This is a genomic window from Bifidobacterium pongonis (genome assembly GCF_019331805.1).
Lineage (GTDB): Bacteria > Actinomycetota > Actinomycetes > Actinomycetales > Bifidobacteriaceae > Bifidobacterium > Bifidobacterium pongonis.
The window spans coordinates 1-3,058 of record NZ_JAHBBE010000072.1 but is presented as its reverse complement, the minus strand read 5'-3'; the positions used below and the strand labels follow the sequence as shown (position 1 = coordinate 3,058).

The following is a 3,058-nucleotide window of genomic DNA, read 5'->3' as shown; positions in this document are numbered from 1 at the left end:
GTCACGGTGACCGCCACGGACGCGCTCTTGCCGCCCGCGGTCGCGGTGATCGTGGCGGTGCCGGCCTTCACGCCGGTGACCTTGCCGTTCGCCACGGTGGCGACTGCGGTGTTGGAGGACTTCCAGGAGACCGTCCTGTCGGTCGCGTTGGACGGGTTCACGGTGGCGGTCAGCTGGGCGGAGGCGCCCTGCTTCACGGACAGCTTGCCGGCGGAGACGCCGGTGCCGGAGATCGCCACGGACGTGACGGGCACGTTGGTCGCGCAGGTCACGGACGCGAGCGAGGACGAGGAGCCGTCCCAGCGGACCGTGCCGCCCTTGTAGGAGATGCCGGGCTGCTGGGCGCCCGGGTACTGCTGCGAGCCGCCGTCGTTGAAGATGACCCTCGCGTCGGACGCCAGGCTGTCGGGGACCTCGTACTGGTAGCCGGTCTGGTCGCAGCCGGACGCGGCGGTCATCTCCACGCCGGGCCACTTCGCGTTGCTCGTCGCGGACGCGCCGTCGCCCGTGTACACGTACGCGTACATCTTGCTCCAGCCGGACGGCTTGGACGCGTAGATCACATTCTTCGCCACCGGCGGCGTACCGGTGAGCGTCAGTGTGACGGAGGCGCTCTTATCGCCCGCCTTGGCGGTGATCTTCACCGTGCCGGCCTTACGTCCGGTGACCGTGCCGGTCTTGTCCACGGTCGCCACGGACTCGTCGGAGGAACTCCAGTTCACGGTGACGCGGCCACCCGCCGGGTCGGTGGTGACATCGGCCTTGAGCTGCAGGCTCTGCGTGGTGGACAGATCCATCGAGGTATCGCCGGTGATCTTCACGCCGGTGACCGTGATATCCTCGCCGCCCTCGTAGTTCGTTTCCTCGGCGTCGATGTACTTGTCGGGATCGTAGCCGTTCTTCTCCATGTACTGCATGCAGTACGTGTCGCAGGGGCTCTGGGTGCCATCGTTCGGATCGTAGGTCGGATCGCCATGCTTGGTGTACGAGTACGTGTGCTTGATGGTCTCCCCATCGGCGCCCGTACCCTTCACCGTCACGGTGACGACTTCACCGCTCTTGGCGCTGGCACCGATCTTGATGACATCACCGTCCTGATAGGAGCCGGACTGGCCGTCGGACGTGGTGTAGGTGGTTCCGGTCGCCTGATAGGCGCGCAGCGTGATCTTCTTGGACGTGCCGGGGATGGTGCCCTTGTTCGGATATGCCTCGGCGGTGGAAACCTTGCCGGAACGCGTCTTGTTGGAGAACGCGGCGATGGACTTCGCCTTCACGGAACCCGAGGTGACGGTGCCGCCGGACACGGTGATGGTGGAGCCGGTGACCTCATCGGTGTAGGTGCCGTTGGCGAGCTTGGTCGACTGGCCCGCAAGGTTCTTCTCGGCACCGTTCGCATTGGCCACGACCATGCCGTCCTGCGCGGCGGAGCCGGCGTAACGTTCCACCATCAGGCAGTTGTCGTCGCCGCAGTTGCTCACGTTGGAGGATTCGCCCACCATGGCGTTGCGGAAGTGGTTCACCGCCACGACTTCCGGATCCTTCCACAGGTCGGAGCCGGCGTCGCCCAGCTTGGACTTTTCGGTGAACGGGCCCTGCGTGGTGCCGTAGGTGCCGCCGTCATGGTACGGGCGGTCGAAGAACAGCGACATGCCGTTCTTCTGCGCGGTCACACCGGCCCAGCCGTACTTGATCCATTCGTCGGAAAGCTCCTGCGGAATGTTGGCCTCACCGTTGGCGAAGTTATCGTGCGACTCCACCCAGTTCACGGACTTGTCTTCGGTGACCTTGCTATGGGAGGTGAAATGGCTGGCGCCGAGGTTCTTGAACTGCACCGCGTTGCGCACCTCATGGCCGTAGCTGGAATCGGTGATGCCGCCGCCACCGACAGAGCTGGCGTTGAACAGGTTGGCGTAATCGGCTTCACGCACGTTCGCGTCCTCAAGCACTTCGCCATACTGGTACTGCGCGCCGTTCTTCAGGATGGTGTCCCAATAGTGGGACTGCTTGCCGCCGAACACCTCGTCGGAAAGCTCGATATGCTTGGCCGCGTCGTAACGGAAACCGTCGGCGCCGTCCGCCACGGTCTGCTTGAGCAAATCGGCCATACCCTGCGTCACGGTGTCGTCCTGGGTGTTCAGATCCCACAGGCCGGACAGCTTGTGCTGGGTGCAGTCCTCACGGTTGTTGTAATCGGAGATCTGCTTGTCTTCGTGGAAGTAGCTCTTGTTCTTCCACTTGCCTTCGATCACGTCGAAATCGGAGGTGAAATGGTTGGACACGGAGTCGACGATGATGCGCAGGCCATACTGGTGGGCCATGGCGCACATTTCCTTGAACTCGTCTTCCGAACCGACCACGTAGTTGCCGATGGCCATGTCGGTCGGCTGGTACACGTAATACCAGTTGAGATACCAGTTGCCGGTGCCGAGCTTGCGGTTGTCCTTGATTTTGACGATCGGCTCGGTCTGGATGGAGGTGTAACCGGCCTTGGCGATATCCGGAATGTTCTCCATGATGGTTTTGAAGGACCATTCGAAGGCGTGGAGCGTGGCACCATCCTTCATGTCCTTGGGCAGGCCGTACTTCTTTCTGGCCGCCTCGAAGGTCGGATTGCCGACGGTGTCGGCATAGCTGTCTCGTGTCGCCGTGGATGCCTCGGCTTCCGGCGTGACCGCCGTGCCCAAGGTCAATCCGGCAAACAACGTCGTCGCGGCGGCGGCGAAGGCCAAGGCCTTCCTGCTTGCCAAAGCGACTCTCTTGGTTTGCTTCATTGCTCTCCTTTGAATCAGTGATTGATAATCAGGCATTGAATACGGGTGAGGGCCCGTATCCGTTCCCACTGGGACATCCCATCGGGAACGGAATACGAGCCCCCACACAGTGCATTGGTTACTGCTTGGTGGTCACAGCGCAACCAGGCATGATGCCGGAGATGACCTGGCCGCTGGCCACGGCCATGCTCGAGCCGGACGCCCAGTAACCGCGCAGCGAACCGTCCGCGGCCTTGCCGTTGCCGTCCCAGGACGTGCCGTTCGTGAACGACACCTTCACGGCCTTG

Annotated in this window: 1 protein-coding gene; it reads right to left on the bottom strand. The window is 62.9% G+C overall.

Annotation, left to right across the window (positions count from 1 at the left end; translation table 11 throughout):
* Nucleotides 1-2,771 (bottom strand): Ig-like domain-containing protein (locus tag KIH75_RS09930; protein WP_236028256.1); only part of this gene is annotated, 2,771 nt, incomplete at its 3' end.
* Nucleotides 2,772-3,058 lie beyond the last annotated feature (287 nt).